This window comes from Limosilactobacillus galli (genome assembly GCF_947381495.1).
Taxonomy (GTDB): domain Bacteria; phylum Bacillota; class Bacilli; order Lactobacillales; family Lactobacillaceae; genus Limosilactobacillus; species Limosilactobacillus galli.
The window spans coordinates 1-23,691 of sequence record NZ_CANCWK010000005.1 but is presented as its reverse complement, the minus strand read 5'-3'; the positions used below and the strand labels follow the sequence as shown (position 1 = coordinate 23,691).

29 protein-coding genes and 1 tRNA gene are annotated in these 23,691 nt (G+C 44.2%); all 30 read right to left on the bottom strand.

Going from position 1 to position 23,691, the window contains the following annotated elements; translation table 11 throughout:
• Nucleotides 1–3: 3 nt before the first annotated feature.
• A complete protein-coding gene (locus tag QOS10_RS02070) occupies nt 4–1,761 on the bottom strand; it encodes a BppU family phage baseplate upper protein (protein ID WP_283593383.1) in 1,758 nt (585 codons plus the stop codon).
• Nucleotides 1,762–2,076, bottom strand: coding sequence for a hypothetical protein (locus QOS10_RS02065; protein WP_283593382.1), 315 nt, complete (start codon nt 2,074–2,076; stop codon nt 1,762–1,764). It lies immediately after the preceding gene.
• Complete coding sequence (locus QOS10_RS02060) at nt 2,077–2,313, bottom strand: hypothetical protein (RefSeq protein ID WP_283593381.1); 237 nt, start codon at nt 2,311–2,313, stop codon at nt 2,077–2,079.
• Between the two features lie 4 nt (nt 2,314–2,317).
• Complete coding sequence (locus QOS10_RS02055; RefSeq protein WP_283593380.1) at nt 2,318–4,147, bottom strand: phage tail protein; 1,830 nt, start codon at nt 4,145–4,147, stop codon at nt 2,318–2,320.
• On the bottom strand, nt 4,147–4,992 hold the full coding sequence (locus QOS10_RS02050) for a phage tail domain-containing protein (protein ID WP_283593379.1): 846 nt from the start codon (nt 4,990–4,992) through the stop codon (nt 4,147–4,149). The genes QOS10_RS02055 and QOS10_RS02050 overlap by 1 nt, the downstream gene beginning before the upstream one ends.
• Nucleotides 4,993–4,998: 6 nt before the next feature.
• Nucleotides 4,999–8,775, bottom strand: a complete 3,777-nt coding sequence (locus QOS10_RS02045; protein WP_283593378.1) for an aggregation-promoting factor C-terminal-like domain-containing protein — start codon at nt 8,773–8,775, stop codon at nt 4,999–5,001.
• Entirely contained in the window at nt 8,776–8,946 is a 171-nt protein-coding gene (locus QOS10_RS02040; RefSeq protein WP_191990331.1) for a hypothetical protein, read from the bottom strand.
• Between the two features lie 59 nt (nt 8,947–9,005).
• Nucleotides 9,006–9,416, bottom strand: a complete 411-nt coding sequence (locus QOS10_RS02035; protein ID WP_283593377.1) for a phage tail tube assembly chaperone — start codon at nt 9,414–9,416, stop codon at nt 9,006–9,008.
• Nucleotides 9,417–9,493: 77 nt separating this feature from the next.
• Nucleotides 9,494–10,204: a phage tail protein gene (locus tag QOS10_RS02030; protein ID WP_283593375.1), complete on the bottom strand. Its 711-nt coding sequence runs from the start codon at nt 10,202–10,204 to the stop codon at nt 9,494–9,496.
• Between the two features lie 3 nt (nt 10,205–10,207).
• A complete protein-coding gene (locus QOS10_RS02025) occupies nt 10,208–10,597 on the bottom strand; it encodes a DUF806 family protein (RefSeq protein WP_283593374.1) in 390 nt (129 codons plus the stop codon).
• Complete coding sequence (locus tag QOS10_RS02020; RefSeq protein ID WP_283593373.1) at nt 10,597–11,040, bottom strand: HK97-gp10 family putative phage morphogenesis protein; 444 nt, start codon at nt 11,038–11,040, stop codon at nt 10,597–10,599. The genes QOS10_RS02025 and QOS10_RS02020 overlap by 1 nt, the downstream gene beginning before the upstream one ends.
• The gene (locus tag QOS10_RS02015) at nt 11,033–11,401 is read right to left on the bottom strand and encodes a phage head closure protein (RefSeq protein ID WP_283593372.1); all 369 of its coding nucleotides are present in this window, start codon (nt 11,399–11,401) and stop codon (nt 11,033–11,035) included. The genes QOS10_RS02020 and QOS10_RS02015 overlap by 8 nt, the downstream gene beginning before the upstream one ends.
• A complete protein-coding gene (locus tag QOS10_RS02010) occupies nt 11,379–11,702 on the bottom strand; it encodes a hypothetical protein (RefSeq protein WP_283593370.1) in 324 nt (107 codons plus the stop codon). Before QOS10_RS02010 ends, QOS10_RS02015 begins: the two co-directional genes overlap by 23 nt.
• A 21-nt stretch (nt 11,703–11,723) precedes the next feature.
• Complete coding sequence (locus tag QOS10_RS02005; RefSeq protein ID WP_283593368.1) at nt 11,724–13,637, bottom strand: phage major capsid protein; 1,914 nt, start codon at nt 13,635–13,637, stop codon at nt 11,724–11,726.
• The gene (locus tag QOS10_RS02000; protein ID WP_283593367.1) at nt 13,582–14,796 is read right to left on the bottom strand and encodes a phage portal protein; all 1,215 of its coding nucleotides are present in this window, start codon (nt 14,794–14,796) and stop codon (nt 13,582–13,584) included. The genes QOS10_RS02005 and QOS10_RS02000 overlap by 56 nt, the downstream gene beginning before the upstream one ends.
• The gene (locus QOS10_RS01995; protein WP_283593365.1) at nt 14,796–14,984 is read right to left on the bottom strand and encodes a hypothetical protein; all 189 of its coding nucleotides are present in this window, start codon (nt 14,982–14,984) and stop codon (nt 14,796–14,798) included. Before QOS10_RS01995 ends, QOS10_RS02000 begins: the two co-directional genes overlap by 1 nt.
• 14 nt (nt 14,985–14,998) lie before the next feature.
• Nucleotides 14,999–16,930: a terminase TerL endonuclease subunit gene (locus QOS10_RS01990; protein WP_408621458.1), complete on the bottom strand. Its 1,932-nt coding sequence runs from the start codon at nt 16,928–16,930 to the stop codon at nt 14,999–15,001.
• The gene (locus QOS10_RS01985; RefSeq protein ID WP_283593362.1) at nt 16,923–17,450 is read right to left on the bottom strand and encodes a phage terminase small subunit P27 family; all 528 of its coding nucleotides are present in this window, start codon (nt 17,448–17,450) and stop codon (nt 16,923–16,925) included. The genes QOS10_RS01990 and QOS10_RS01985 overlap by 8 nt, the downstream gene beginning before the upstream one ends.
• Nucleotides 17,451–17,643: 193 nt before the next feature.
• Nucleotides 17,644–18,150, bottom strand: a complete 507-nt coding sequence (locus QOS10_RS01980) for an HNH endonuclease (protein WP_283593361.1) — start codon at nt 18,148–18,150, stop codon at nt 17,644–17,646.
• 643 nt (nt 18,151–18,793) lie between these two features.
• Nucleotides 18,794–18,940 (bottom strand): hypothetical protein, encoded by a 147-nt coding sequence (locus QOS10_RS01975; RefSeq protein ID WP_283593359.1) that lies wholly within the window; start codon nt 18,938–18,940, stop codon nt 18,794–18,796.
• Nucleotides 18,940–19,218, bottom strand: a complete 279-nt coding sequence (locus tag QOS10_RS01970) for a crAss001_48 related protein (RefSeq protein ID WP_283593357.1) — start codon at nt 19,216–19,218, stop codon at nt 18,940–18,942. The genes QOS10_RS01975 and QOS10_RS01970 overlap by 1 nt, the downstream gene beginning before the upstream one ends.
• A 131-nt stretch (nt 19,219–19,349) precedes the next feature.
• Nucleotides 19,350–19,940, bottom strand: coding sequence for a hypothetical protein (locus QOS10_RS01965; protein ID WP_283593356.1), 591 nt, complete (start codon nt 19,938–19,940; stop codon nt 19,350–19,352).
• 253 nt (nt 19,941–20,193) lie between these two features.
• Nucleotides 20,194–20,266: transfer RNA gene (locus tag QOS10_RS01960), tRNA-Phe, on the bottom strand.
• A gap of 577 nt (nt 20,267–20,843) precedes the next feature.
• Entirely contained in the window at nt 20,844–21,311 is a 468-nt protein-coding gene (locus tag QOS10_RS01955; RefSeq protein WP_283593355.1) for a hypothetical protein, read from the bottom strand.
• Nucleotides 21,312–21,390: 79 nt separating this feature from the next.
• Complete coding sequence (locus QOS10_RS01950; RefSeq protein ID WP_283593208.1) at nt 21,391–21,714, bottom strand: hypothetical protein; 324 nt, start codon at nt 21,712–21,714, stop codon at nt 21,391–21,393.
• 94 nt (nt 21,715–21,808) lie between these two features.
• Nucleotides 21,809–22,012 (bottom strand): hypothetical protein, encoded by a 204-nt coding sequence (locus QOS10_RS01945; protein WP_283593354.1) that lies wholly within the window; start codon nt 22,010–22,012, stop codon nt 21,809–21,811.
• Nucleotides 22,012–22,272, bottom strand: a complete 261-nt coding sequence (locus tag QOS10_RS01940; protein WP_283593353.1) for a hypothetical protein — start codon at nt 22,270–22,272, stop codon at nt 22,012–22,014. The genes QOS10_RS01945 and QOS10_RS01940 overlap by 1 nt, the downstream gene beginning before the upstream one ends.
• Complete coding sequence (locus tag QOS10_RS01935; RefSeq protein ID WP_283593352.1) at nt 22,272–22,772, bottom strand: hypothetical protein; 501 nt, start codon at nt 22,770–22,772, stop codon at nt 22,272–22,274. The genes QOS10_RS01940 and QOS10_RS01935 overlap by 1 nt, the downstream gene beginning before the upstream one ends.
• Before the next feature lie 2 nt (nt 22,773–22,774).
• Nucleotides 22,775–23,107, bottom strand: a complete 333-nt coding sequence (locus QOS10_RS01930) for a hypothetical protein (RefSeq protein ID WP_283593351.1) — start codon at nt 23,105–23,107, stop codon at nt 22,775–22,777.
• A gap of 225 nt (nt 23,108–23,332) precedes the next feature.
• Complete coding sequence (locus QOS10_RS01925; RefSeq protein ID WP_283593350.1) at nt 23,333–23,584, bottom strand: hypothetical protein; 252 nt, start codon at nt 23,582–23,584, stop codon at nt 23,333–23,335.
• Between the last annotated feature and the right edge of the window lie 107 nt (nt 23,585–23,691).

Here is a 23,691-nt window from a genome sequence, read left to right as displayed (position 1 = left end):
CACTTAGTTCCTTCCTTCCCAATAATATGATTCGCTAAGTTGGTTCCAAGCATTCTCTGCAACGTTTCGCGTTCCAGCGTCCTCTCGATAGTAATCTTTGAAGAACATCGGTACACCTGAAACGAACCAACTGACGCCTATTACTGAATCTGCGTAGGCCATTCCTTCAATAACAGCTTTCATAGCCAATGCAGTAACATCAAAGTTTGGAATCAATTTTCCATCAATAATGTCTTGTGTCTTAATCGAAAGAAGCGGTTGAAGCAATGCTTCAGGGAATGGATAGATTCCAACCTCCGTAATCATGACTGGCTTATTAAATTCCAATACTGCATTATCAATTTTCTGTGCAAGACGATCTGAATTAAACATAAACTCCGCTGCATCTGGCACTGATACCTGGCTGATATTAGTAGGAATGCTTGATGTATACGATGGGTATACGTTAATTCCGATGATATCTACTAGACTAAGGATCTTTTTGAACCCAGCAACAAAGAACTTGTTGCAAGCCGCCGTCAGCTTAAGCTTTGGATACTTTGTTTTCAAATTAGAGATCATGCTTCTAGCATAGTCATAGTATTGATCAGCAAAGACACTGTTCATTTCAGTCTCAATGCATAGTACAGGGATGTCATTATCAGTGCAGACCTGCGCTTCGTGTTCAAGAAATGCTTGCCAGTTGGCGTAGAAGCTAGCTATGTCACTTGGCTTATAGTTCTCTCGATAAATTTCATGGCCGCCCATGAAAAGGTGCGGTTTTAGCATCAGAATTTTGCGACCGTTTTGATGAAGCTTATCAATTGCCGACTTCATCGCGGTATCACTTGTCGGTGTAAAGGTCGTTGCAGTGGTGCTTGGTACATCAACCCGATCAATGAGTGTGAAGTCCATTAAGTTGTTCTGACAAGCCGAATATTCATTATTAAAATATGTTTGACCATCAATACCATCAGCAATGTTAATTCCCATGCTCAGATACTCAAACTGATGGTCAAGCCTTCGTGAAGCTTTTGAAATCTCTGAAACTGTCTCATCATTGAACTTAGCAAGCTCATCATTAATCATTTGCTTAAAAGCATCTAACTGTGATTGAGTAACTAAGTTATCTTGATTAATCTTCTCTTCCAGTTCAGCAATCCGATTCTGCAACTCAGTCAGCATACTGGTAGTAGTCGACCCCTGCTGATTAAGCTGAGCGATCAGATCACCAACCCTCTTATGGAAGTCGGCCAGGATCTTGTCGGCATCGTCAGTGTGCTTCTGCAGGCTTTCAACCAGTTGATCGGCAATCTTATCAAATGGCCCAATCCAGGTCTTTGGAACCAAGCCGTCGATTACTTTATCGGCCAGGACGTCCAGGTCGAACTCCAGGGTCGTAACCGAGTTCCCGTTCTTCACGATCCGGAAGAATGCCTGCCGATATGATCCAGCAATCGTGAAGGCGTGGCCCGGCATATCATAACGGAATTTCCCGGCGCTTGGGTCCAGCGGCACATAGCCATCATCATCAATGACCCGGAAGTCGCCATCAGCTGTCTTAGGTAGCAGCCCTTCAAACCAGACGTTGCAACCAGTCAGATCAAAGGGAGTGCCGTCCTCGTTGACAACATTGACGAATACCTGGCGCATACCGCGCTCAAATTGTCGTGCCTGAACCCAGTTGTGATTGTCATCACTGAAGTCCACCTTGAAGTCCTGAATGTTATCAACGTGGACCCGGCGATCACCGCCCATGACATAAGTTAGTGTTTGCGACACTTAAATCAGTCCTTTCTCTTGTAGAATTTGTTCAACCACTGCTTTGGTAGTCTCAATATCAGTCCCCCGAGCAATGTGGGAAGCCCGATCATGCCAATCATCACGAATTTGATACATCTCTTCTCGCAGGTCATTCACGTCATCGTGAGTGGCCTTTTCTTCATCGAGGTGGTCCATACGCTTATTAGCATCGTTTTGAAATTTTTGAAAGGCACCATCATCTTTAGTGTCTTCATCCTGAATCCTCTGAAAATTCTTACTAATCGTTTCACGGGTATTCCGATCCGAAACATTTAATTGTATATCCAGCTCCATTTACTCACCGGCTTTCTTTTTATTAATCGTTCCATCATCCCCAACGGTAATCTCGTAAATCGTGCCGTTAGGAGATTTCAATTTAATTGAGTCATAAACAATCTCATTTACTTGATTCAGTGTTTCCTTATCATGGCCATCAATGTATGCGTGAACTTGCTGATAATTCTGCTGCGACTCGTTAGCAACTTTCTTCAGGCCCCGCGTTAGATAATCGATCCAATTCCAAATATCCATCGCATCACCCCGCATATTCCTTCAGCCACGTAAAAAGTTGCTTATCTCCGCCAACCTGATTAACTTGATTGGCAGCTCCAATGCTTTCCTTCTTAACAGCTTCAATTGCGTCACTCAACGCCACTTGTCGTGAATGCTGGTAGTCCAGAATGTTCTGTTCACTACTATTCAGCGTCACGGAAGTTGGGTTAGCCATGCTATATGGATACCAGTTAAATCCAACAATCGCTTCATTCGTATAAATTGCCTGTTCCTTAACCATGATGTGGATCATGTCACCGGCAATAGGCTTGAAGTTGCTATACGTAGTAACCTCAACGGAAAGAGCAGGATTAGGCCGAATCTTAGTCTTAGCGGCTTCAGTCATGGCATTCTTATCACTGAAGCGATCATCTTCATACGGTTCAGCCGGGTATTCACCATACTTCTTGATCGACTCCTCATCGCGATACATGAAGGGTGCAAAGTAGTAGTACTCACTAGACGTCGAGGACGAACTCTCCGAAGTAGTATCGCCACCACTATCGCTGTCTCCGGCCACAATAGACGCCATCTGGTCGTTACGCTCCCACCAAGTTGGCGGATAGGAATCAATCGATTGGGTCATACATGATTGTCCTGGGCGTGGTTCATAAATCATCGTGCTGTTATTCAATGCCATGCAAATATGGTAAGAACCACCATGAGAACCATAAAAACCCATATCGCCAGTTTGTACTTGTGAACGGTCAATCTGCTTGCCGTATGGCTCCATCGCTACCGTGTAAGCAGGAATATTGATTCCCATATCCTTGTAGACCTGGCTGACAAAGGAAGAACAGTCCATACCGCTATGAGGGTCACCACCACGAGCACCACCAGCACCGCCCCACACGTACGGAATACCGAGGTACTGTTTGGCATCATTAACAACCTTATCTGCTCCAGCACCGCCAGAGCCATGACTGTCATCCCCACTAGTTGAGGTATCAACTTCTGTTTCGATGGAGTACTTCCCACCAATGCACATAACTTCATTGGTCAAGCTAGTAGAATCGAAGGTCCACTTAACTTCAGTCGTATTATTTGGATAATCAAGTCGATTACCATAGTCCTTGTAGAACTGGTCCTGCGCATATACCCGGATATTCCGGTTATCAGGATAAATCACGGCGTTTGGCCAAGCTTCCGTAATCTTGCTCAGCATATCCGTCCCGCTGCCGTCAGCTAGTTCTTCGAGTCGAGCAGTAGGAAAATCTCCAATGACCTGATAAGAAAAACCAAGCTGATTACCATCTATCCAATGCTTCAAAACATCTTCAATATGGTATTCGACTTGGTTCTCATCAGAATCTTCTTTAGTTTCATCGGTCTTGGTAACAGTTGTTTTGGTAGTCGTGTTCCCTTCTGTTGTGGTAGTTTCCGTCTTCTGAGCATTTGGATCATCATCGTTGCCACTATCATCCCCACTATTATCGTTATCATTCTGAGTACTTCCGTAAACTTTGACATCCGTCTGCTTGTCAGCATCGGCTGGGTCAATATACGTCTTGTACTTCCGAATCCGTGATAATTCAAAGTAAACGTGGGTGGCCACGACTTCAATCGTGTTGACTCGTCCACTGGTATCAGGTTCCGCCTGTTTGATGATGTACTCTTGACCATCGAAGAACAGCGACGCCTGAGCATCCAGCATTGAGTAGGCAAATGATCCATCATCACGTGCCGTGAACTGGATACTCCAAGCAGAATTGACTTCCCAGTCAACATAGAACGAGTCCGGGTCAATGCAGTTCAGGGGCTCAGTCTCGGTGCGTCCGACACCCCTAACTGTGACCTTTTCATCAATATTCATCAGATGTAAACAAACGGAAAGCTGAAAGTAATATCAAAACTGTCCGCACCGTCGACAGTGAAGCTATTCCATTCAGTGGCCAGGCGAATTGTTCCATAATCGGAATTGGCACTGGCCGGGTTTCCATTAAGCGTGGTAAAGATTCCATCTAAAACAATCGTCTCCTGTCCGCTCGAAGGCTTTTTGTAGGTCCATTCGGTATTAGTCGTCGTGTTGGTAATCTTCAGTGATTGGCCGCTAAACTTCACAATAATTTTGAGATCAGACTTATATTTCCACGGATCAATTGGCACGTCGCTTGCGTTGAAAACCTTAAATTGCTTCGTGGTGAAATGATAATTGTACTGATCCTCATTGTTGTGGAGGTTCATACCGAACTGCACCCCATCGTCATTGTTACTATAAGTCGCATCACTCCGATAAAGCGAGTAACGGAAACCAGTTGGGTTGTCGAAGTTCATGCTGAACGTAGCATAGTGAGAGCCATTCTGGTCCGGCTTGATCTCCGGCAAGTTGGGGTAAACAAAACGAACGATCGCCGATTCAACATCCGTCCGCATTCTAATGAGTTCTCGTGATGTAAAAAGTCGGTAAAACTGGTGCTTGGCCAGCTTGTAGTCCTGCCAGTCAGTGAAGAAGAGGCAGAAGTTAGCCGCTACCTGATATCGTGAAAAGGTCGTGTACTGAAGCTTACTACCATCAATACCAGGAATATCTTGGTAAGTATTAGCAAGGGCCGGTGTCGAGTCATCGCCCAGAAAGGTCAGGCCCTGCACCTTGTCCTCAATGTTAAATTCATCCTGGTCACCAATTTTCAGATATAGTGCTGGGTTACTTACACTCAAGTTTTATCACCTCCGATAACTCATATAATCATTCAGCCGCTGGTCCCTAGCCATCACCGTATAGGCCGTCGATCGATTAGCTCGCATCCCCAGCTTATTGCCAGAATTGATAGTAGCATCGATCTGCTGCTGGCCAACCTGAACAAGCTGTTGAACCCCACTAATCAACTGATCTAATTTCGATTCTAACGACATGAATTCCTTTCGGCTGATGGACTGGTCATCTCGTGTTGGCTGAGCGGGCCCATCTTCATGCTTGAATTGGGCCATTACTTCGGAAAGCAACTGATAAGCACGGCCACGCTTGGAGGCAGTCAGTGGAATAATCATCTCTGGATTGTTATGTTCGGCAACGTGAATCAATTGTTCCCGGTCAACTTTTCCGCCGTCAGCATACCAATGATGTGACCGCCAGAACGCAGCCGCTCCTGGTCCACCACCGTATCGGGAAACATAGGATTTCATCCATTTCAATTGTGTGATTGGATTAGTCCGCCAATCACGCCCAGCCGCTGCCATTTTTGATCCTGGTAAAGACTGTGGAAGACCGTAAGCTCCTGAACTTGGATTGGTTGCATTAACTCGCCATCCTGATTCATGACTAACAATGTAGTTAATTGAATCGTACCAGCTTGCCGGGATTCCGGCTTGTTTCATCCAGTGTTTGTGGTCACCCGTAGGAGCAGCACTCGTTCCATTCGGGTTCATTGCGGAATCAAGCGTTTCAAATTGTTCCTTCACCCACTTTGCCATCTGCTTAGCAATATAAATTGGAACATTTGTGATAAGCGATTGGGCGAACTTAATCCCACTACTCAAACCACTGAGCTTCTTAGAAAAGACGTGCTCCATGAATTCAACTGGATGAGCCATGATTTTCTCAGCTTGGTCCGTCCAATCATCCACATCATCTTTTAGATTAGCAAAGAAGTCACCAACCCCATCAGCAAACTTAGGCAAGCCGATTGCTGACATCAGCTTATGACTATCCTCACCGTTTAAGATCGATATCCCCTTCGGCAGGAACGTAATGAAGTTCCGCTTATTAGGGAACGCACCTACCTGGCCTTTATAGGAATACAACTCACGCCAGTTTGGTCCGGCACCATCATTGACCATGCCGATCGTGGCCTTCTTCAAGCCATCACGATTACCGGCAGTCCCGGTAGCAAACGTTGGAATAGCAACGGACCAGGATCCGCCAAGCTTGCTAGCTCCGATCTTATCCAGGACCCAATTAATACCGCCCTGGATATCATCAATCAGTGTCTTGAATGGCTTCAATACACCATTGGCCAGGTCGGCCATCGCTCTTCCGGCTTTTTGCTTACCGGCTGAAATGGCATCCCCGATCTGGGACATGTGATCCTTCCAGGAGTCCACAACCTTGCCGAGCCAACCACCAGTCTTCTTATTGATGGTGCTATACATATCCTCAAAGATATCCTTATTAGCCCGCGACTGATCCTTAGCTAGACGACCGGTATCATCCTTTAACCGGGACCAATGCCCAGTCGTCACATCATGCCAAGTACGTGTTCGATCTTCAATTACCTTGTACATACTTTGGAAAGTACGTGGGTGATTACGAGCCATGTTCTGAACAACTCGTGAGGTCGACCGGTTCATATTGGTGTACCAACGGCTTACCCGGTTAGCTCCTGAACGGGCGTTCTGCTCAATATTCTTCCAACCTCTGGAAGCATTGCGCTTCATGCTATCCCAAGCTTGTTGATCCTGCTTCTGGCGTTGCCTCTGATTTCGAGCTTCCTGCTTCTGGTAAGCCCGTTGCTTCTGGCCTTGTTCCTTCCAGTAGTTATTCCAACCACGAGAGAGCTTCTTATGGAGGTTATCTGCACCTTTGAGGATACTCTTACCAGTATTAACAAAGCCCTTAGCCATATTCTTTAGGCCACGACCAATTCCATTCACAAAGGCTCGGAACTTCTTGTTGTGCTTGTACAGCTGCACCAGTGCAACCACCAAACCCGCAATTGCAGAAGCTACCAAAATAAAGACGTTAGCCTTCATTACTAGGTTTAACGCTTTTTGCGAAATCTCTACCTTCTTAATTGCTTCAGAAAGATCCTCAAAGGTGATAATAACAGTTTTCACGCTTTGCAATGCTTTTAACGTACCAACCAAGCCAAGGAAAGCAGCACCTAATCCAACGACCACCTTTTGATGCCGGGCTAAGATAGCTAACGCTTTAGCAGCATTGACCGCTAATTTTGCAAAACCAGAAGCTAAGATAACCAACCCCCGTTGGGTATCCTTATTTTCCAGCGCTTTGCTTAGCTGGTTCAGGCCAGTTGCTTCAACCTTAACCAGTGGCTTAGCCAGTGCCGCTTGAGTAGTTGTCCATTCAGCTCGTAGCTTATGCTGAGCACCTGCCGCTGACTTACTAAACGCCGCTGAGTTCTTGTTATAGTTCTTGGCGGCCGTTTTTAGATAACCGTTAAATTGATCGGTTGTCATTTTACCAGAGGCAACTAGCTCTTTGAACTTTTGCTGACTCAGGCCAGAAGCCTTGGCCATCGCCGCCGTTAATCCAGGTGCTTGTTTCTCTAATCGCCCTAATGAACTACTGGTTACTTTGCCAGATGATTCAATCCGACTTAGGCCGCCGGCAAAGGCATTCGCCTGCTTATCTGATAGCTTCAGCTGATCAGATAAACTTGCTACCCCTTTAGTCAGGATTTGCGTCTGCTTGACGCTGTGCGTCATACCGTAAAAACGTGACTGCAAAGCATTAACAGATTGAGCAGTTAAGTTAGTGTTTGCTTTCAGTTGGGCAACTTGGTTGCTTAACTGTTTGATACCAGTAGCGCTCACTCCAATGTTTTTCCAACGAGCCTGCATAGCCATACCAGCTTGAGCGACTTTCATACCAGTCGTGGTTATCTGTTGCAGTTCATTCTGTAAGCTGGGAAGAACCGAAGCCGTCAGATTACCCAGAAAAGCTCCACTAAAAACACCTTTAATACGTTGGGCGTGTTGAGCGGCTTGCTTTTCTGCCCCGTCTACATCTAGGATCTTACGTTTGAAGAAATCCCAGCCAGATGTTCGTGGTGGATTCAAAGAATGAGATAATTCTGACGCTTGTTTTCTTGTCCGCATCATCGCCGCACTGACCTTGTTGTAGTCAGTAATCCGACGGCGATAAAGGTTAGAATTTTTACCTTCAGACTTGGCAGCTTCGTCTGCTAATTTCTTAGTAGCGCTCTGCTGTTTAGCCAGATTTGCCAGCGACTGTTTTAGACCAGCCAGTTTGACCTTCTGAGCTTCTGCCGTATTTCCCTCAGCTTTAAGCTTCTCGACATGAGAATCGATTGCCCGGTTATTGGTGTAATACTCATTGCGAAGCTCTTTCAGCCCAGAACTAGCATATTCAAATGATCGCTTAGCACGCGTCTGCTGATTAGATAGACTTGTCAGTTTATTAGTAGCACTCGTCAGTTCTTTGTCCAACTGAGCCAGCTCATCAGTCTGGTCCTTGGTTACCGTTGCGGATAAGCGGATCAGCCGTTGTTGGTCCTCACGTTGGCGATTGAGTTGCTCAACCTTTTGCCGTTGAACTTCCAGTGCTTTACTAAGTCCCTCATACCGAGCCTTAGCAGCACCAACCGAATCACCACTTGCCTTGGCCGTTGCCTGTTCAGCCTTCCACTGCGCCGTTAAGTCTTTGAATTTATTGGTTAGGTTCTCAACCTGATTAGCAGCTTCCTGTTGGTCGACCTTAATCTTGGTTGACATGGTTTGCTGAATATCACTCGCTGCCATTTATTTACCTCCTTTCTTTGATAATCTTCTTAGCTTGGCATGAGCTGCATATGAAGATAACGGTCGATCTTCACGATTCCGAGCCTTAGTAATTCGGAACAAATCATAGATATTTTCATTTTCAATCTGTGACGGTAGAACCCCGCCATCTTGAAGCAACCGTTTCTCCATGTAGGCAACGTCTTCAATATCGTTATTGACATCATCAATTGCTTGTAAGCAATCACCAACTATTTTTTTGGGTCTGATTCCTTTTGCGCAATCGATGCTTTCTTTTCTTCTAAGGCAATTTCTTCATCAGACTGGCCCTTGATACGCCGAATAACATAACTCAGATAGTTCGCTAAAACGTTAGAATCAGGGATCGATTCTTCCAAGTGCTCAACCTGCTTTTCATTAAGCTTGAAAAGATCAACAAGGAATTTAATACCGTCTTCCATTAATTTATCTTCGTCCTCAACCGACTTGATGACGAATTCAGTGTAATGTGGATCATCCACGTCAACAGCATTTAACCGAATGGCTGATGCTGACATATTTAAAATTTCAATTAGCATCTTGTTGGCCTTGGTATAAGTCTTAACCGTTGGTTTGATATTAAAGCCCTTGTTAAAGCCAATCTTCTTACCATTAATATGCATTGCTTATCTCTCCTTAATAGCCGCGTGGCAAGCCATACTGTGCATTTCTAACGCGACTTTTTGCTTAGCGGCTAAACCTACTTTCCATTAACTCCTGTGCTGACTACCGTACCAGTAGTACCAGCGCCTTTGATCCGGTTAATGATTTTATTCTCGGTATCCGTGAAGCCGCCAAAAACTTCAGCAAGCATAGCGGCTGCATCAAAGTTAGGATCACCGGATGAATATTCCTTGTAGGACTGTTGAGTACCGGTTGTCGGATCAACGAACACATTGTCCTTAATTGGGGACAGTGATTGATAAGTGTAAGTTGAGTTGTAATCTGACTCGTTCTTGTTGCTGGTAGCGTGGTTGTGAGATGGTTCAATCATTTCACCGTTAGCGAAGCAATCCAAGACAGCATTGCCCCAGTAGTCAGAAGAACAGATCATCAGAGCCACGTTTGGCTTCCGACCGGAAGTTAAAACCCAACCCCCTTTGCCATCGGAAACGTATCCCTTGGTCTTCGCACCAATATCAAACGGCATATCCAACATGGTTAAGGCAACCTGTGGAGTTGGTGTCCCGTGTGTAATTCGCTTAACTTTATCGTTAGCATATTGCTGTTGACCAGCTTCTTCCAAACCAGTGATGTTAGCAGTAGTGGCACCTTGACCATCGCCATCAACTAACACAACACCATCCTTGGATAACCCATTCTTTTCATCGGCAACAATCAACCCAGTAGTAGGGTCAATAATGCCGAAGGCCACCCAGCGGATACCCTTAAATGAAGTACCTTGTGCCATAAATTAATTCCTCTTTTCTAAAATTGGTTCTTGTTTCTCAACATAAATTGTCTTAGTCAGCTGCCCAGTGTCGGGATCATAATCATGCTCCCGTGAAATCTCCACCTGCCAACCGTTGGTAATAAAAAAACGCTGAAGTTCAATCTCAGCGCTTGCAATATCAAAATCGACATTCTTCTTATAAAAAATCTGAATCTCGCAACCAACCAGCATGAACTTAAACGTTGCATTGGCATAGTGTCCTGGTTGGAAGTCTGATTCAGTAACTAAAACAACTGTTTTACTAGTATCATCAATAAATTCAGGCTCAATATTGGTGGTGGCCAAATGATCAATCCACTTGAAACCCCCGCCCTCGAGTAACTCTTTAACTTGCAGTACAGGAAGCTTCATTAGTCATCACCCTTGATACTTTCTCGATACTTATCAGCAATGGCACCAAAGATCTTATCGGCATTGTCTTCTCGAGCATGCTCTACAAAGTGATCGCCCCGCATTTTCTTAGTACCATCATTGATAAAACGTGCTATTCTCGCATGATTGACCCCCGACTCCTTAACACCCTGAAAGCCAACCAGTGAACTACCGTCAACCTCACCATTGATGTTCTTGTCATCCGAGGCAATCGAATCGGCAAGGTGTTTAATGTTTCGGCCACGATACTTCTTGGGAACATAGTGCTGCTCATTGTAGTGCTTGCGACGGGTCTCCTGTTGCAAACGGTCACGGAGGACATCCGCTCCCTCTTTGGTCATTTTTCGCTGCGTTTCCTTATCAGGGACCAGCTTCTTTACTCGGTGTAAGAAGTCCATGATCTGCTCATCAAAATCAGCCATTAGCATTCAACTCCTTTACGTTCCGTAAAGTTAGGAAGTCGTAAGTTAGGTAGTTAGCTGAATCATCGGAACTAATATTGATGATTGTATACTCCTCACCCTTGTACTTCACATGGAGCTGATCATTGATCCTGGCATTATGACGAACCACAAGGGTGATTGCGTTTTGGTAGGACGTTCCAAGTGCACGATACTGCATGTCCAGTGTTCGCTTCTGAGGGAAGACATGCAGACTAAATGACTTAACAAACGTCGGCTCATTAACCCCACTATACGGGTTAGTGGTCGTCTTCGTAACGCCAAAGTCAGCAATCTCATTAAACAAGTAAGGCGAATACTTAACTGTCTTGGGCATTGCCATTGTCTTCACCTTCCTCAGCATCAATATACTTAGCTTGCAGTTGGACAAGCATCATCTGGACACCTAGCGAGAAGTTATTCTCTAAGGTTCGATCATAGAAAAGCTGAGTAGTCAACGCGTCCAACGCTCCCAGGAAGAGGTCATCCCCCATGTACTTATCAAGACTAATTTTCTTATTGATAGCATTAATCAGAATCGCTTGTGCCTGCTTAATGAGGTTGACCAGCGTTGCCTTAGTGCTGTCAACATCGTCCAGATTCAGTTCATCCATCAAGCGCTGTGCAAATTCTTCGTTAGTCATAGACTACTCATCCCCCTTAAACTACTTACCGGTGGTATCTTCACCTGCAGCCTTTGCAGTTGCCTTGGTACTAGTAATGAGTGTGATCAAATCCTTGCGAGCCTGAACAACGTCTTGACGCAGGTAAATACCTAACAGTTGGTACCAAATGTCGTAAGTATCGATCAGCTTACCAGTGATTTCATTGTTCTTGAAGTTAATGATTGCCTTTTGAAGTGGTGCAACAATAATGTTGGCATCCCCATTCTTAGCAGCTGGGAATAAGGTATCATCCACAACCACTACCGACTTACCAGCAATCATTGAACCGGTTGCCTTAGTAACATCTGGCTGTACCAGTGGCCGGCCCATCTTATCAGTCATTTGGTCCAATTCATTGAAGGCGGTCTGACTAAGCACAATAGAAGCTGCTTGAGAATCGCGTGGCTTAAGGTTAACGTTCAAGGCCGTCTTGATATCTGAAATCAAGTCAGTCGCACTCGTAGCCGTTACCCCATTAGTCAGCTGAGTAATAATTTGCTGATCGTCAGTGTTATCTTCAAGTTCTTGAAGGCGACTTTGCAGTTCTGAAATCCATGGGTATGTAGAATCACTCAACAGGTCTTGTGATACAGCGTAATTAGCAGTGTAAGTCTTCAGGTCCCAATTAATTGGTGTGATCTCTGGAACCTTGTGCCGTTGAGTTGGTTCAAATTCGTTGTGTGCGCTAAGTGTGTCATCACTAGTTTGGAATACTGGTAGCTTCCCAGTAGTCGTCTTTACTGAGATTGTCCGCACCATATTGCCCAGACGTGGGAATTGGTGTTGTTCATGTTCAGGAGTAAGAATCGTGTCAGGGATCAGCACTGAACCATCATTCAGCTTAACATTATTGTCATCACGACGAATACTATCTGCTACTACCCCAGTCTTCAGATATTCACCGAAGTCACGGATAACTTGGTTCTTGTTGTCATTCAACTTAATAGACATTGGTTTTTCATCTCCATTTTCTTGATTATCATTTGCGGCCGGCACTGCATCCCGAGTTACATCGTCACCAGAAGCCGGTTGTGCTTCACGAGTTGTACTAGAACTGGATGATGCACTACTCTTCGGATCACCAGGGTTACTACTAGTTCCAGCGGCGCTCTTAGCCGCAGAGCTTGTTGGATCCCCCGGATTAGCCGGCGTGGTGGAACGATCAACGTCATCACTATCTGGCGTTGTATCGCTGTCTGGATCATCATCCCGCTTAGCGCTCGAAGTTGGCGCCGCTGCTTTAACCACATCAGTCAGCTGCTTCAGTGCCGCTAAAATATCATCATTGCTTGCCGATGCAGAACTAGAAGCGGAACTGGCCGCACTAGTCGCTGTAGAGGTAGCAGAACTAGCTGAAGTTGGTGCTGTACTATCATTTTTATTCATGCTTTTCAAAGCCTCCTTATAATCGCGTTTAACCTGAACACTCGTCTCCGTATAAGCCGGGATCGGGGTCAAACTAATTTCGTTCAGTTGTTTGAATTGAGTAATGGTGTGAATTACATTGCCATGATCATCTTGGCCCCAGGTGTCTCCACCATTTGGATCAATCACCGCATTGAAAGATAAGCCCTTGATGTTACCATTCTGAACATTTGCATAGACATCATTACCCAAGGTTGTGTCCGGAATATTGGCAACAAAAAAGAGACCTTTATCATCAACTTTTAGTGATAAGGTCCCTGAGTCCACGCGGGCAAGAATATTGTTGTAATCATGTGCATATAGTAACCGAACCTGTGACATATCAACATTATTAAATGCACCTGGTCGAATATATTCAATAAACGGCAACGGGTTAGATGGCTGATTAAATGTCACCGCATAACCTGATAGCTGCCGTGTTCCATTACCTAGATCACGTTTGACTGTTAGATTGATTGCCTGAATTGTCCGGACGTCCGTTGTTTTCATCTTCTGTTCCACCTCCTTTCATCGCTGTACTGGATCGCTTGTTAAGCAACTCAATATCTTCATCGGTAACTGTTAACCCTGGCAAAATATCATTAGCCAGCATTAAGCCGAATGCCTGCCGAGGAGTAAGCATCCCCGACTTGGCCAGATTATTGATATTGTTCAATTCATTCTGGTGATCAACATCAATTGCACTGGTTACATCCAGCTTTACTGGTGCTCCCAACTTATACGTCAGCTCTGACTCAATCGGCCGGATATACATCGTCAAAGCGTTCTGGTAGAGTGATCGGATCATTTCAATTGATGATTGCTGATCGCCCTGCCCGTTGAGGTAGCTATCTGGAATCCCAAATGCTTTAGCAATCTGCGTCTGAGCAAAAGTCGTATCGTCTAACAGTTTGGCCACATTCGGCGAAACATCCAAAGTGGATAACTTGGCCCCGGCATCCATTACCATCAAGCGACCAGCATTGGCACCCGTGTTTGCCTTCTCGAAGGCTTGGCGTATCTTCTCCTTATCTTCCGGATCGGTGATGGCGTTAGGAGTCTCATAGACGTTTGTCGGGGCAAGAGCATGGATCAGGCTAGCAAGTGTTAACTTCTTGGAATTGTTTTGGATCCCTAGTTCCTGGGCCAATGAAATCAACGGACTAACACCGGTATATTGTTCTGCATCGCTTCCTGGCGCAACCAGCTTGAAGTGCAGGATATCCGCACTCGGGTACGTCTTATCTTCACGCTCGTCCTGAAAATGAACCGTGTACGTAATATCTTCCGCATTATCAAGCAACGTTAATTCCACATCATCGGTTGGTATTCGTTCTAGCCAGGAGGCTTTATTGTTATTGTCACGATGAATGATGACATAGGCATTTCCATGAAGTAGAAGCTGAATCATCACCCCTTGCCAGCCCGCATATGGGTTCATCAGCTTAAACGGGTTATTTAACAGGGTTTGATACTGTTGCCCGTTAAACGAACAGCTTGCGATGTCAGAGCTGATCCGAAATACAATAGCGAAAACGTCACTGTTCTTAAACGCCTTGTCAGCATCAATGACCTGACTAGTCACTATTTTGTTCCCGTTAAACACCAACAGCGGGCTTGCCCCATTCGGTAAGGTCCGCTGTCGCAGTATTCTCAATGGGTTAATCATCACTTATCACCAGCCATTTCCTTCAAGGCATCGTTGCAAACATAGTAAACAACCACACCGCCAACAATTAGGCCAAACCACTTGGCCAGGAGCCAACAGCCGTAGACCGCAACACCGAGTGCAATATACCCAAGTGCCGCAATCACAAATACCATTACTGCAGCGCAGATCGTTCCAATTTTCTTCATCACGTGAATCACTCCTAAAATGTGAAATTATTCCAATACTCTTTCCGTTCGCGCGGTGTCATGTTAGCGAACGGATCTTTTTGATTCTTGTCGAGATTGACATCATCAAAGTCATACTGAGCACGGAAGAAGGCATCAATTGTCGCATCGACAATATCAATTTTAGCCGTGCGGCTATCCTTGTCGACCTTTACCCCATTGTTATCGTTTAGTAGCACAGCATTGCTGAAACTGTACTTCAGAAGAGGATCATCAAGCCAGCGAATCTGATCTGAAGCAATAGCACGCCGGAAAGCCAGTGTTGGCTTGTTCAACGTTAGTGACCCCTGGCGGACTGGAATAGTCAGCCAATCGGTCTTCTGATCGATCCACATGGTAACTGGTTCATCAGCATGCCAAGCATCGAAGCAGAACGCCTTAACGGATAGATGATGCTGTTCAACAAAGTCAAGAATGTAAGTAAAGACAACCCCATCATCGATAAATCCATAGGCATCCTGGGTAATATCACAGAAGCCTAGCCGCTCTGCGTTACGGTAATTGATGCCATCCTGCTTCTCCTTCAGGTCAATTGAGCCCTGGGCAAACGCTAATGGGATAAAACTATGCTGCAGGATATACCACTTACCAACTCCATTTTCCATATAAGGAAAGGTGAAGCTTACCGCCGTATCATCGGCATATTGCGACTTATCGAAGCCAATTGTTACCTCGTGGCCATCAATGTTAAATGGCGCCTGCTCAACAACCGACTTCTCAATATCATTAAGGGTCAGATACGTGTTGGACTTCGTTTTAAGCCAGATATTCATATTCTTATTCTGAAATTCCTGAATATTACCGGCTGCCATGTGGGTATTCCGCTCATTAATCAATGAACGAATCATCTGTTCCTTTTTCTCCTTGCTCAATGTAATCAGAGGGTTCGACTTCTCCCAGGTATCCGGTTGCTCAGTCTCTTTAACTGAGTCCTGCTCCCAAACCATGCAGAGATAATTATCCAATGAGCGGCTAGTATCATCCCTCATGACACGCTCAAGCATTCGCTCATCCTTGTAGAAGTAAGAAGTCGGGTTAGGATAAGCAGTTGAGATTTGAAACATCGAACCACCGGTCTGCATCATCCCCGAAGAGACCTGACCGACATTCCGAGCAATCTGAGCAATTGCCGCTGGACTTCCCTTGGCACCGTCTGAACCTGATTCGTCCAGAACTGCCATGACAAAGTGACGGCTATCGAAACGGCCTGACTCATGGCTAAGTCGAAGAATTACATTCTGCGGTATCTTGCTGATAATCTGGTCATTCTGAACATGAGTATCCAGCTGCTTAAAAAGCTTATGGAATGCCGGTATCGTAGAGAGGTGGTCCATTGTAGTTTTGAGGTATGAGAACCCCTTCTTTGATTGACTGGTTACCGGCGCGATATACGCCATATCCTGGTTAGTCTTACCGGCTGACTCGATGATAAAAGAATAGGTCAGAATAATTGCTGAAAGATATGTTTTACCATTGGTCCGCGCAACAGAGACAATTACTCGGTCATACCGTTTGTTATCCAGATTGTCCCGCCAGCCAAACATTAAGGCTAGGATGGCCTTTTGCCACAGCATTAACGGAACCGGCTTGCCAGTATCAACATCAGGAACAATTTTGGCAAAGTTCAGTATAATTTTGACGTGTTTTAAGTCGTAAACATACTTGAAGGAACTATCCTCATCAATTCGCCGCAAGTCTTGAAGTTGTCGAAATGCAGCAAGCTTCAGCATGGTTGATGTTTGGAACTTGCCCTCCAAGACGTCAAAGCAATACCTGGTCCCAGGATCCGGATACTTTTCTTTGATTTTCTGATAGTGGCCAGCCTTCTTTTCTGCTTGGTAAGCACTCAGAAGATCTTTAACGACATCTTCGGAGCCATTAAAATCATATTCTTTCACGTTACTCATCATCCCCGTTGATTACCTTAGCAATGTCAGCCATCACGTCGCCGCTATCGTCGTCATCCCCAAGGTTGAGCAAGGTAACACGCGATTGAGGCGTTAATCCTAGTTCTGCACTCAATTGCTTAATCTTAGCCGTGGAATCACTCAACGTTGTAACCGCTGGGTTTTTCTTATATCCAACAAAGCAATGTGGATCAATTATGTCACCGTTGGGAGAAATAATTGGCTTGTAGATTGCTGACTGAATACCGTGCTTCCGAATCTCCCTGTAGGCTTGGCGAAAAATATCAACCTGAACGCATAAGGAAGCAACGACCGTTAAATCTGGCTGCTTAACAATCTCAGATTTAAGCAGAGCGGGCAAAATCGCTCGGTAAGCATTCTTGGCAATTCTTGAAAGATACCAGGGCGGATCCTTCTGCAAGGACTCCCAAGTATCGGTACTTTCCTTCAGTTTCTTGGTCCGCTCACGTTGATACTTTTCATCAGTCGGATCATCAGTAATCTTGTTTTTCCGCGCCATATTATTCCTCCTTTCCTAAGAGTGTGCTTGCTCGTGACCATTCCTGACCTCAGCAGCAGAATGGTGAACTTTTCTGCCGCTTGATACCCCCCCTACCCCAAAAGATGAAATATCTCGGATTTTCAAGCAAGTGCATTGTTCTATGTGATGCGCTCATTTTGGTTCCTAGGGGGCGGGGGATGTTTGCTAATTTTCAGCTTGGTTTCTTTTCATTTAACCAACGCTTCCAAGTTTCTTTGCTGATATGCTTTAACTTATTAACACCGTTGGGTTTAGCTTCGATAGCTTGCTCAATTAACGTCTTGCGGTTGTGTTGACGTCTGCTAAGAAGCCAAAGGTTATCGGCATCGTATGGATCATGACAGTAACGACGAGGAACAATATGATCAACAATGTAGTCATGATCGTTAAGAGTACGGCCAGTCGATCCATCAATCATCAGATCACGACGCTTAACGTAATCACGAACCTTGGTCCATTGTATTGAGTGATAGAACTTGTTAGCAATGGGATCACGTTCGTTATGGTTGTACTCCCGTTGCCATTGCTTATGGTATTGCTTGTATTGATCTGTCTGATGGTACTTGGCAAGGCGCTTAAGCTGTTTTTGTTTTTGTAACTGCTCATGCTTACTGCACCAATCATGATCAGGTTTGCAAAGCACATGACATCCCCGTTGATAGCATTCATGAGTACGCAATATCATTCTCTCCTTTTAGTTAATGATCTCTGTAGCAGTGGAGGCGCTTGGCTCGCAAGAGGCAAGCGCCTCCTTGGGGTCGGCTTACTTCTTGACCTCAATTAAAATGAGTAATAAGATTAGTAATGTTAAGTTTAAGTTATTCAACGGGAATCACCTCCTCACAATTTTCTGGGAGGTGATTCCCGTTTTCTGTTGCCTGCCGACCCCAAATAGTTTTAAGGGGATGCTTATTGACGGCAAAATAAAAGACGGTAGCCTATTGCTATCGCCTGAATCTCATCGAACACTAACATCGATCTTCTAATACTAATATGTTATACTGAATATGCAAAAGGACAAGAGGTATCGGCTCTCGTCCCTTTGCGTTCCGGAAATTGATTTGCCAGCTAGTCGCTATTTGCGATTAGCTTTTTTTATTATCGCGTAAGCCTTAGCGAAGTTAATCGCGGCTACCGACAATACGAAGATTGTCAGTGCGATAACAAGGCGTCCTCTCTTTCCGGAGTACTTTTGTTTCCATCAGTATCATCCCCTTTCCGGATTCAGGGAATCACTTCCGGAACGCTGTAGTCATTTCAGGAGTAGCTAATTCCCTTCCTGACTACATCTAACATTATACCTTAAAAGAACAAGGTAAAATCTACTTATTTTTACTTACATTAAAAGCCGGCAAGCGTTGACCTGTCGGCTTTTTCTTCATCTTTCGTTTACGGGTATGCTCAGCGTGATTGAGCATATACAATTCAGCATTGCCGCTGACTGTTCCCCATGTTTTAGTGTGAAACATTAGTAAATCTCCCAATACAATCGAAGATCAAGTGCTCGCTTATACATCTTCATAGCATCCTTTTGCTCCTTCATAATCATTTGGTCATCCTTGTCTAACTGCTTAAAGGTGTCGGTATTCATGAACTCCTTCAACCGTTTAATCTTACAAGCTAATTCATTACGTTCCGCCTTCAATTTAGCTAATCTATTTATCTTTTCTTGTCTCCTCATTCCTTGTACCCATGCTTTACACAACTTCACTATTGCTTGAGAAGTATTAACCTGAACTTGTGTCATGATCATTCCTCCAAACAAAAAAGCCAGCCATTAAGCTGACCTTTAATGATTTTTCAAATAATTCAGTACAATTAGATAAACAATGATAAATATAACTATACAGATTAGTAATCCTAATAAAATAGAAAATATCATTTTACATAACCAACTTTTTCTGCTTGATCAAGTTCCTTTTGAATTTCTTTGTTATATTTAGCAAACTTGTCAGCATATTCATCGAAATCGCTTATCTTTATTTCCAGCAAAGATATTGGATTGACTTCGTATCCAGTAAAATCACGTTTTAAGCTGCAAGCAATTGTGGCCATATACATCATCAATTTATAGGGATCGGGCTTGTTTTTGTCTTCGCAATATTCAAAATGTTGCATTGCAGCCACTGCATGTACTGTTCGTGGAGATCCATACATTATTGTTTTATGTTCTAACTTTACATATTCATCAGTACCATCTTCAGAACTCATTTCCTGAGCAGCCTTTTCCATGTTGGTAATGAAAGAAGTCCATCTATTAAGTATCGCTTGTAAATCCTCATTACTTGCCTGCCTAAAATATGATTCGATCTGTAAGTCGTGATTACTCTTATACTCACGATTCTGCTTTAACATATCTCGAATCATTTTAGGTAATTCCTTTAGGTTAGCATTTACGGCCCATAAGCCAAATAAAATCAACACAGAAATAACAATATTCCAATTCGCGTTTTTTAACATTTCTAACATCTTATTTTCACCTCATCCATATAATACAAAAGCCCGGTCATAATAACCAGGCTGAGGTAAAAAATAAAATGATCGTAGTTTACCGTCGTTGCGGACGCTCAAGGCATGGAACGTAAAGTAGGTGTTCCTTCTTTCTCATAATTTGCCTTGAAAGCCAAGAGCCGGAGTCGAACCAGCTTCATGCATGGGAAAAGCATAACCATGCCCTAACCGTAGGACGTTGGCCACTCGCTCAGGCCCACCAAGCGAGCAATGCTGATGGACGGGATCGAACCGCCGCAACGTGGAACTTCACTCCACTGCTCTACCAGCTGAGCTACATCAGCATATATAGAGCACGCAAGCCTCCGCACCCGGTCGAACTTTTCCGCGAACGCCTGTAACGGTGCTGGTACTCTATGGTGTAGCCCTCTAGCCGTTGAGTTAGGCTACGTACTCTTCTGCTCATTGCATGGACGCCTGAGACTATCAGAGCGGCAGTTAGTTGTGAAACATTTACGCTTTTATCCAACAAGGGAGGCATATAATGCCAAATGAGAATCATTCGATACCTGTAAAAACCGGTGTTAATGGTTGATAGTCTCAATGCGGAATAATGGGCTTTGCTCCCATTTGGCAGCTTGCACAATCAAGTGTCTTCTGACTTTCCGCCGCTTAATTCGAGATCCTGAGTAATGAGCTACGCAGGACGTCTCTCCTCTTAAGTCCATATTATTCAGGTAGTTAAAGGCTTGCCTAAGCACAAAGGAAATGTACTTTGATGGCTCGCCGCTATCTTTGCGACAATACCATTATGCTACATAAGAATGACCCATGATGAACCCAATTTTGACCCATTTTCAACCCAAAATTGACCCATCGATGACCAATCAATGACCCAAGAATGACCCGAAATCGTATATCTCACGCATGTGTTGAAATATACCGACGTAGTTTGGGGATGAGATCATTCTTTCCCCGCTTGACATGGAATTTTTCACACGCTGGATCAATGCAGTCGGCAAACTCACAACATGCCTTTTTCACACGGCGTCGAAATGCACCATTGCCATTGATAAGCAGTCGTTCACGGACTTCAGCATCGGACAAGTTACCGAGGTATTTACCTTTGATGATGATTTGACTATCTCGACTGCATCCCCCGACCGCGTAATGCACTGCATAATAAGCGCTGGCATATTCGCTATGCTGAATCATTGATTGCTCGGACGTATTACCTGCAGAGGGAGCTTTGGGCATTCCGTCCAGTGAAGGTGAACTATAATCGTCCCATGCTCCCGACCTGCGCTTAATGACCGGGTAGCGATCATAGAAAAACCACTGCACGGCATGATAGGTTCCATCTACGTCTAATTCCTGAAATAAAGCCATCTTCAGTACGCTCCCTTATTGTGATATAATTATTTTGTTTGATATTTAGGAGCTGCACCAACCGGTGTGGCTTTTTTATTTACTTCAGTTCATCTACTGTTACCGTAGAATTATCCCCGAAATAGATATTGTGCTTACGATTATTCTGATCAACATATTGCAACGAGCGGCTTGAATGCTTGATGTCAAACTTGCCCTTTTCCTCCATGATGACCTTACCGTCTGCGTTATAAACTTTAATCTCACGAGGAATACCATTATTCATTTCTGACTTGAAATCCTTACTAATTCTTCCTCCACTTGCTGTCTTATTAAAGTACCAGTGGGAGCATCCCCCAAGTAATGCTAAAATCACAACAATTACAGAAGTCACAACTAAAATACGTTTCTTGGTGTTACTCATTTGATGCCCTCCAATGAATTTTTAAGCTTCTTGTGTTCCTTTCGCCGGTTAAGTTTGCGCCGGCGTTTAGTTCGATTAGATTTCTTCTTTGATTTCATTTCTTCAACCTCCCTATATTTGTGACTGTTATTGGATCAACATCAATCTCATCAAACGGTACGCCTCGTGTTTGTCGCTGAATGATGAAACCTGGCAGATTATCAGAAAAGGTCTTAGGACCAATGATTTTGTAGACATGCTCACCGTCAGTGATCAATGCACCATCCTTTGCAGCCTTAATTGCATCTTTGTATTTCATCACTCTGACTCCTCGTTCAACGGGCGCCCACACATTGGGCAAAAACTAGCTCTAGGCGTTGTTCTATCGTATTCCGTTGAGTAATTGGTATTTTCTAAGATAGCAACAAAAGCCGATAAATCTGGATCTTTGATAATGGTAACTTCTGTTTTTCTCCCGTCTTTATCATTAACAAGATTACCATCAAAAATTGGTAAAGTTGGCTTACCGTGAATGACATGACAATACGGGCACTCTCTCTGCTTCTTACTTAATTTCATTAGTTAAGGCTCCTCCCACAAAATGGACAGCTAGATATTTTTATGAACCCGGTCTGATTGCAAGCAGTGAAGTCATCGTAATCCGTAAGAATGTAGCTATTTTCTACCTTGTCAAAAGCAATGCATTCCTTATCCTCAAGCTGACCATATCTCCACGTTTTACCAGTACCATTTAGCATTGAGCAGTACGGGCAATTGTAATTTTTGATAACTTTTTTCAGAGCGGATGCTAACTCGATTGCAGCCTGAGGGTAAAACCAATTTAGAAAATATAGCTCTTGAATGTAGTCCTCGTCCCAGCGCTCAGGTGCCCAAACATAAGTCTTGATTAATGATGGGTATTCCTCATCATCGCTTGCCTCGTAATCTTCGTTAGGCTCAGTTTCAAAATCAATTTTCCAGCCACTAAAAATGGCTGAAGTAATTAAATCTTGAGCTTTGGCAAAGCGTTCGAGGTTTGTCTCAGCTTTATATGGCTTTTCTAATTTCTTGAGTTCCATCGCTATTCCTCCATCTTATGTGTCTCCCAGCTATAACTAACCATCGTTTCAACCTTGAACTTTTTACCACACTCTTCGCAAATTTCTTGATGTTCCCCATCGTCATATAGCTCTGGAAATTCAAATACATCTTCTGAATCAATAAGCACAGCACCACAATAAGGGCATACGATATATTCGTCACTAAAAGTGTCTGGTTCATCCCCATTAAGGCTTGCACGAACCTCTTCTAGTCTTTCTTTTTTCCAGCAATCACTGCACAAACCCCGCTGCATCCAAGCAAGGCTATCCACTTTGCCGCATCTCTTACAATGTGAGTCTTCATAACTTAGCACTACATCCACCTCTTCGGTTTTTTTACTGTCTTATGCCACCATTGCGACCATTCATAGCCTGTGTGGTCCATTAACTCGGCCCGCTCAATCTGACGTTTTCTGGTTCGCTTAATTGGCTTAATACGCCTATATCCGAGTAATAAAGCGCGAAAATTCTTATTAAAGCTATAGCAATTAGGCTCCGATGTGACAGTTAAACTGACCTCAGGGCTAAGTGGCGGTAATTTAATCATTGCCCTTAACCTCCTCATACGTCCGCCGGAAGATGTCACTATCAATGGCCCAGTGCTCTCCATCAATGCCAGTTTCGATCCAATCGCCTTCATCAAAGGCCATGTCTCCTTCATTAATTGGCAGGTAATACTCATAGCCACCACCAGTGTCACCGCGTTCAATGTCATACTTTTTCGCCATCTCCACGGATCCGTCGAACTGCTCCGCCTTGATAGTCGTCTTTTTCCGATATTCTTTAATCATCACTATCAGCTACCTCGTATTCACCCATATTGTTAACACCGGTTCTAAAATGTAGGAAAACACCGATTTGAAATTGTCGGTTTTCCTACAATTTTTTATACTAATTG